Source organism: Mongoliibacter sp., assembly GCF_007692705.1.
Taxonomy (GTDB): Bacteria; Bacteroidota; Bacteroidia; order Cytophagales; family Cyclobacteriaceae; genus Mongoliibacter.
The window spans coordinates 1-7,463 of the sequence record NZ_REBN01000247.1 but is presented as its reverse complement, the minus strand read 5'-3'; the positions used below and the strand labels follow the sequence as shown (position 1 = coordinate 7,463).

The following is a 7,463-nucleotide window of genomic DNA, read 5'->3' as shown; positions in this document are numbered from 1 at the left end:
TGGAAAAAATCGTGAGACCCCATGCCCCAAAGCCATTATGTCCTATTGAAACTCCTGGGATTACCGGTTCACCACCACCAATAACATCCCATCCGGGGGCATTAAGATGGACCCAGTACCTTAGTGAAGGCACAGCATGCAGTCTGTGGGGATCGTTGGCCATGATGGGGTATCCACTTTGGGATTTGTCTCCTGAAATCACCCAGTTGTTACTTCCGATATCGTATTTTTCAAAATCCTGATACTCTTTCTCTTCCAACTTGAAGGCTTGCTGTTCCGCTATTAAATCTGCATCAGTATTTCTGATAGCTAATGCTACGTCCTCAGCTTCAAAGGTCAATCCTTTTCTAAATGCAGTATAAGGTGCCAGAATATCTTTAAAAAGTAATTCTTGGGGTATTCCTTCAGGTAATTCCAAGTTCGGGTCATTTGGATGGAAATAATAGAGTTTTTTGGCAAGCTCTGACCCTATTTGACTGACCACTCTGGCATATTTGAGTTCATCTTCCACATTTTCCAACAGTCCTTGATGCCTGGAAATTACCACTTCCCATGTCCAGTACTCCGGTAAAATACCCAAAGCTTTGAATTCAAATGGTAATAGCTCCTGATTTTCCCTGACTTCTGAAATATAGGTATTGACTCCTTTGACGAACGCATCTACTATTTGCTCACCTTTGGGATGATAATGACTAAGCTCTTCCTTTTTATTTCCTCTGAACTGAAAAAGTCTTGCACCTTTGTCTCGATCCAAAGCTTTTGGGCCAAGGATTTCGGCTAAGGTGCCTGTTGCTCTTCTTCTCCACACCTCAAATTGAAATAAGCGGTCTTTTGCAGCCAAATATCCTTGGCTGAAAAAAAGGTCATGCTCGTTTTGCGCATAGATGTGGTTGATGCCATTGTTGTCTCGAATTACTTCTACTTCCTCTATCAGTCCGTTAACCTCGAGCGATTGAGATTTCGATTCCTGATGAAATACTATACTTATGCTCAAGAAGAATATGTATGAGTATTTGCTTGTTAAAACTCTCGTTAACATGATATTTTTTTAATTAATCGTATATCCTGACCTAACCACTTAATTTCGTAAATTTCAGTATTTACTGAAGCAAAATTGTATAGACGGTCAATTCCTCTTCTTATATTTTTGCAAATTGCCATTGAAACCTATCAAACACAATATGAAGAAAACAGCAATTTGCTTAGGACTGATTTTAGCCATGATGGCCTGTCAGACTCAGCCCAAAGAAGAAAAAGTTATAGAAAAAGAAATCATAAAAATGGATAATGCCCTCAGGCACGTTGTGCTTTTTAAATTTAAGGATGATAGCTCTGAAGATGATGTGCAAGAAGTAGTAGATGCATTTTTGGCATTGCCTGATAAAATCGATGAAATTAAAGCCTTAGAGTGGGGGACTAACAACAGTCCGGAGGGCCTTGACCAAGGTTACACTCATTGTTTCTTCCTTACTTTTGCCAGTGAAGAGGATAGAGACGCTTATCTTCCTCATCCAGAACACCAGGCATTTGGGGCCATATTAGGGCCTCATTTGGATAAGGTTTTGGTAGTAGATTACTGGGCGAAGTAAAGTAAATAATGCTGTCACATAAGTCGTTTTTCAAATTCAGTGTCCAAAAAAAGTTTCGTATTTAAAATTAAGCCCTTTGTGTCTTAGTGTCTTTGTAGCTAAAATTAATTAATAATGCCACAAAGTCTCCAAGACACAAAGCTTACTCAAATCAAATACCAAGATAAGATTTGGATATAATTTTGGGGAGTTGATTTATGAGACAGCCTCATTTGTTTAATTGGTCCCTGCAGGAATTTCATCATTTCTCTTTGGTGGTGAATCATCGATTTCAATGACTTCAAATACAACATATTTGCTGGCGCCTCTCCAGGGAAGCTTCCCTAAATATTCCTTGTACCTCAATTCCACAAACTTACCGCTTGCCCTTTCCAACTGTCCAGCCACCTCATCACCAACAGCGCTAAACCTGAATTCATTGCTTTGCAAGGCGCCAGCTTCCGGACTTTGAAAGCCATCTTGAACCAGTCGTCCTTCATAGGTTTTGAACAGGAAACCTTTTTTCTCAAAATAATTCAGACTCCCACCTTTTACTCCTTCGCTGAATACAAAGAAATAATTCCAGTAAATAAAGCCTGCTAATAAAACCAGAACTACTGCGATGCTGATTTTTACAAATTTGTTCATAAGAATTGATTTAGAAGAATTTTAAAAGTTTGGTTTTTAAGATCCATGAAATTGCCATAATGCATCGAATAATGCAATAGGCTCTGAATTTATTTGCAAACCTTAAGCGACTTATTTTAGTTTTAAATTCATGGAGCTCTTCCCCTTTTCACCAGAAATCAACATTTTACCTTTTGAGGGTGAGGTAAATTATTTCCCCGAATTCTTTACAGAAAGTCAATCCTCTGATTTATATGGGCGATTGAAAAATGAAATAAATTGGAAACAAGAACCGATATGGATTTTTGGTAAAAAAGTAATGCAACCCAGATTGACAGCGATGTATGGGAACCCTGAAATTCCTTATGGGTATTCAGGTATAAAAATGATACCTGATTCCTGGACAGATCTTCTTGAGGAAATCAAACAACCTGTTGAAAAGACAGTAGGGATAGAGTTTACACATGTTTTACTCAATTATTACAGAGATGGTTCAGACAGTATGGGATGGCACAGGGACAATGAAAAAGAGCTTGGACCAAACCCTGTAATTGCATCGGTTAGCTTTGGGGAGTCAAGGGATTTTCAGTTCAGACATTATAAAAGCAAAACACATAAAACCACTATTTCATTAAAAAATGGGTCTTTATTGGTGATGTCTGGCAGCACGCAGCATCACTGGGAGCACCAGTTACCCAAAAGGAAAAAAATTAGCGGAGGGAGGATTAACCTCACCTTCCGCCGGATATTAATATAATATCCATATCCATTAAAATCTATTCTTCCAACACCCACATCCAGTCTCCATATCCTTTTGCTTCCATTTCTTCCTTGGCGATAAACTTCATCGCTGCAGAATTCATGCAATAGCGCAAATTGGTTGGAGAAGGACCATCATTGAATACATGTCCGGCATGTGCATCTCCAAGTTTACTTCTTACTTCCACTCTAGTCATGCCATAAGATGAATCTATAGGTTTATCCAGCAATCGGGCGTCTATTGGTTTGGTGAAACTTGGCCAGCCAGAGTAGGATTCATATTTATCTTTTGAGCTGAAAAGAGGAGCTCCTGATACAATACATACATAAATCCCTTCTTTTTTATTGCTGTTGTATTCATTTTCAAAAGCCCTTTCAGTTTCTTCATGCATAGTCACATTAAACTGTAGGGTAGTAAGCTTCTTTTTCAACTCACTTTCTGAAGGTTTTTTGTATTTTTCAGTAAGATTATCAGGCCAGTGCTTGGCGATAAATGCATCCCTGCCCGAGCCCTTTCTATAAGCATAATATTCTTCTGGATTTTTCTTATAGTAGTCTTGATGATAGTCCTCAGCAGGATAAAAATTACTGAATTTGATAACAGGCGTAACTATTGATTTATCAAAAATACCAGCCTTATCCAACCTTTCTTTAGAGGCTTCCGCTACTTCTTTTTGTGTCTTGTCATGATAAAAAATAGCAGAACTGTATTGGAAACCCCTGTCATAGAATGAACCACCCTCATCTGTAGGGTCAAATTGCTGCCAAAATATATCCAGAATTTCTGAGTAGCTGATTACATCAGGATCATAAGTTACCTGAACGGATTCCCTATGACTGGTTTTACCGGAGGCTACATCTGAGTATGTAGGGTTTTTTTCTTTTCCTCCGGAATATCCAGAAACTACGGAAAGTATTCCTGGTATCCCTTCCAAAGGAGCTTCAATACACCAGAAACAGCCTCCTGCAAATGTTGCTAAAGCTTGCTTTCCCGGATAATTTTCTAGATCTATTTCAGATTCATAGTTTGTTTTGCCGTTTTCTGCTTTTGAACAGGAAACCAGACCGAAGCTAAAAACCTGAATAAGTACCAATAAGAGGATTTTTTCTGCTGTTTTCATAAACGGATTACCTATTTGAAAATGCTTACACATTTGAGGCATGATTTTAGATTATTTAGATTTTTAGAAATGAATATATGTGAAGAAACCGAGTATTTGATAGCACATTTCTGCATTGGTTTCCGTCCTATATACAGTAATTAACTTCCAAATAGATGCGCTTGTTCAATGTACTCTGGAATAATAGCTATACAAACTATGAGAACAGACTTTTACTCCATAATAATAAAATCAATTCAATTATTTCGTAATTCTTTCAATTAACAACTTTACCAACTATGAAGACTATTATAAAATCAATGATCCTCATTTTCGGAATGTTATTATGTTTCGAATCAGTTCAGGCACAGACAGGTTCAGGTTTCGGTATCAAAGGGGGAACCAACTACAATTCTAACGGACAGTATTTTAAAGATGCAGAAGCGGTTTGGGGTAATCCTTGGAATAACCTAGGGTACAATGTTGGCGTTTTTGGCAAACTTAATTTAGGTCCGCTTTATCTGAGGCCTGAACTCGGTTATACCAATTTGAAGTCAGAAATTAATAATGTTCAGCTGACTACAGAAAGACTTGATGCTCCCGTTCTAGTGGGCATAAATTTACTTGGTTCGCTGGTTTCGGTTTTTGGTGGGCCTTCCTTTCATTACTATTTGCAAGATGGTCTTAGGGATTTTGATTATGAAAAATACAATGCCGGTTATCAGTTTGGTGTCGGGCTGAATTTTAACGGTATTGGTCTCGACCTTAGGTATGAAAGGGTATTGCAAGGACAAACTGTTATGATAGAAGATGTTTTTACAGGAAATAACGATTTCAGGTTTCAGCAGCTGTTATTGGGTTTATCCTTTAAATTTTAAAGAAATCATTCCCGTTAATCAATTCCCCTGTCCAGCAGGGGATTTTTTTTGCTTTTAGGATATTTTATTTTTTACATTCACAATGCCAAAATAACCTATTGTAGAATGTCCTTAAAATCAACTGCCTCGCTCTGCTTTCTTGCACTGAGCTTATTATGGTCCTGTCAGGAACCCGAAAAGTTTGTCACAGAAAAACCTGATGAAACCCGCTTTACTAAAATCACCCTTATCGAAAAACTCGATGAACCCATGGAGATTGAGGTATTGGCTGATGGTCGAATTATATTTATAGAAAGAAAAGGCAAAATCCGGATGTTCGAACCATCAAGTGGGAGTGCCAAGGATATTGGTTTTATTGACGTTTTTTATGAAAGTGAAGACGGACTTTTGGGATTGGCAAAAGACCCCGGGTTTGAAAAAAACCAATGGATATACCTCTATTATTCACCGGTAGGTGATAACCATATCAATAGACTTTCCAGATTTACTCTTTTAAATGACATGGTAGACATGGAATCTGAAAAGATCATGTTGGAGATTCCACAATTTAGGGGGTGTTGTCATAGTGGTGGATCTATTGAATTTGACAGCCAGGGTAATTTATACCTTTCTTTGGGAGATGATACCACGCCGTTTGAGTCGGATAATTACAACCCTATAGATGAAAGACCTGGAAGGCCCAAGAATGTGGATGCCCAAAGGAGTTCTTCTAATACCAATGACCTAAGAGGTGCGATTTTAAGAATTAGCCCACAGGATGATGGTTCCTATACAATACCTAAAGGAAATCTTTTTCCTGAGGGTACACCCAACACGAGGCCCGAAATCTACGTGATGGGCAACAGGAATCCCTTCCGGATTTCTATTGACCAGATGAATGGAAACCTATATTGGGGAGAAGTGGGTCCTGATGCACACGTGGATAGTCTTCAGAGAGGGCCTAGGGGATATGATGAAATCAATCAAGCAAAAGAGGCCGGTTTCTTTGGTTGGCCCTACCTTATTGCGGACAATAAGCCTTATTGGCATTATGATTTTGAAAAGCAGGAAAGTAATTATGAATATGATCCTGCTAAACCGGTAAATCACTCTCCCAATAATACCGGATTGACAGAGTTGCCTCCCGCACAGCCTGCATTTATATGGTATCCCTATGCAGATTCAGAAGAATTCCCTGAGCTGCGTGATGGGGGTAGAAATGCCATGGCAGGACCGGTTTACTATCCGGATCTTTTTCCTAAATCAGAAGTAAAATTTCCCCGCTACTATGAGGGGAAGCTTTTTATTTATGACTGGATGAGAAGTTGGATTTTTACCGTTACAATGGATGAAAACCATGATTTTGTTTCCATGGAAGAGTTTATGCCGTCTACGGTTTTTAACAAGCCCATGGATATGCAGTTTGGCCTTGACGGGTCATTATATGTGTTGGAATATGGAACATATTGGAGTGCTCAGAATGATGATTCGGGAATTTACAGAATTGAATTCAATGCAGGTAATAGGAAGCCTGTGGCAAAAGCAAATGCAAATAAAACCCAGGGTGCGGCTCCAATGGAAGTAATGTTTTCAGGAAGTGAAAGTTATGATTTTGATGAAAACGACTCTTTGGCATATGAATGGGATTTTTATGGAAACGGTACAGCCATCAGTAAAGAGAAAAACCCAATATTTAATTATGACAAACCGGGTATTTATAAGGCTGTTTTGACGGTTAGAGATACTGAGGGTTTGGAATCTACTTCAGAAATAGAAATAAAAGTTGGAAATGAACCACCAGTGATTTCAGTAGATTGGGAGGGAAACAGAAGTTTCTATTGGGGAAATCCTATCCGTAGCTATTCGGTGAAGGTAAATGACAAAGAGGATGGAAGCATAGGTCAGGGTATAGATGCAGATGATGTCCAAATAGCTTTCAATTACCTTGCGGAAGGTTTTGATAGAATAGAAAGCGGAATGGGTCATCAACAGGAAAACCCTCTTCAGGTGATTGGTATGAATCTCACCGCAAAGAGTGGGTGCAATGCTTGCCATGCAGTTGATAATGCCTCTGTGGGCCCTAGCTATACGGAAATATCAGAAAAATACGCCAATCAGTCTGATGCGAAACCTTATTTGCTTCAAAAAGTCACGAATGGAGGTTCGGGAGTCTGGGGAGAGCGTTTGATGCCTGGGCATGGACACTTAGAAGAAAATACAATTTCTCAAATGGTAGATTATATCATCTCTTTATCTCCCGAAAACCGCCCTGCAAATGGTCAGAATTTACCGATAGAAGGCGATGTGAAGTTTGATAAGCACAGGTCAGGAGATAATCAGGGTACTTATCTTTTTACTGTAAGTTACAGGGATAATGGAGCCAATGGTATAGATCCCATATTCAGGAGAAAGCAGTTGGTATTAAGAAGCCCGCAAATGGCTGCTGCTGATGCGAACGAATTCAAAGGAGCAGCCAAAGCTAACTACCAAGATTCTAGGTTAGTAAAATTCACAGAAGACCATTCATTCATTAAGTTTGAAAGCATTGATCT

The 7,463-nt window shown here is 38.9% G+C and carries 7 protein-coding genes; 4 read left to right on the top strand and 3 right to left on the bottom strand.

Annotation, left to right across the window (positions count from 1 at the left end; translation table 11 throughout):
• A partial coding sequence (locus EA341_RS17165; RefSeq protein ID WP_293016399.1) for a penicillin acylase family protein occupies positions 1 to 994 on the bottom strand: 994 nt, incomplete at its 3' end.
• A 187-nt stretch (positions 995 to 1,181) separates the two neighbouring features.
• Between EA341_RS17165 and EA341_RS17160 the strand changes: the two genes are divergently transcribed.
• Entirely contained in the window at positions 1,182 to 1,589 is a 408-nt protein-coding gene (locus tag EA341_RS17160; protein ID WP_293016398.1) for a Dabb family protein, read from the top strand.
• Between the two features lie 216 nt (positions 1,590 to 1,805).
• On the opposite strand, the gene EA341_RS17155 is transcribed toward EA341_RS17160, so the two are convergent.
• On the bottom strand, positions 1,806 to 2,216 hold the full coding sequence (locus tag EA341_RS17155) for a hypothetical protein (RefSeq protein ID WP_293016397.1): 411 nt from the start codon (positions 2,214 to 2,216) through the stop codon (positions 1,806 to 1,808).
• 130 nt (positions 2,217 to 2,346) lie between these two features.
• Between EA341_RS17155 and EA341_RS17150 the strand changes: the two genes are divergently transcribed.
• Positions 2,347 to 2,952 (top strand): alpha-ketoglutarate-dependent dioxygenase AlkB, encoded by a 606-nt coding sequence (locus EA341_RS17150; protein WP_293016396.1) that lies wholly within the window; start codon positions 2,347 to 2,349, stop codon positions 2,950 to 2,952.
• Between the two features lie 19 nt (positions 2,953 to 2,971).
• Here EA341_RS17150 and msrA read toward each other — a convergent pair whose 3' ends face one another.
• Complete coding sequence (gene msrA, locus EA341_RS17145; RefSeq protein WP_293016395.1) at positions 2,972 to 4,075, bottom strand: peptide-methionine (S)-S-oxide reductase MsrA; 1,104 nt, start codon at positions 4,073 to 4,075, stop codon at positions 2,972 to 2,974.
• 278 nt (positions 4,076 to 4,353) lie between these two features.
• Between msrA and EA341_RS17140 the strand changes: the two genes are divergently transcribed.
• Positions 4,354 to 4,932, top strand: coding sequence for an outer membrane beta-barrel protein (locus EA341_RS17140; RefSeq protein WP_293016394.1), 579 nt, complete (start codon positions 4,354 to 4,356; stop codon positions 4,930 to 4,932).
• Between the two features lie 105 nt (positions 4,933 to 5,037).
• The coding region (locus tag EA341_RS17135; RefSeq protein WP_293016393.1) for a PQQ-dependent sugar dehydrogenase at positions 5,038 to 7,463 on the top strand (2,426 nt) is incomplete at its 3' end.

Coding starts and splice junctions, on each gene's coding strand:
- EA341_RS17160 (WP_293016398.1), top strand. CDS start 1,182: ATGAAGAAAACAGCAATTTGCTTAGGACTGATTTTAGCCATGATGGCC.
- EA341_RS17150 (WP_293016396.1), top strand. CDS start 2,347: ATGGAGCTCTTCCCCTTTTCACCAGAAATCAACATTTTACCTTTTGAG.
- EA341_RS17140 (WP_293016394.1), top strand. CDS start 4,354: ATGAAGACTATTATAAAATCAATGATCCTCATTTTCGGAATGTTATTA.
- msrA (WP_293016395.1), bottom strand. CDS start 4,075: ATGAAAACAGCAGAAAAAATCCTCTTATTGGTACTTATTCAGGTTTTT.
- EA341_RS17155 (WP_293016397.1), bottom strand. CDS start 2,216: ATGAACAAATTTGTAAAAATCAGCATCGCAGTAGTTCTGGTTTTATTA.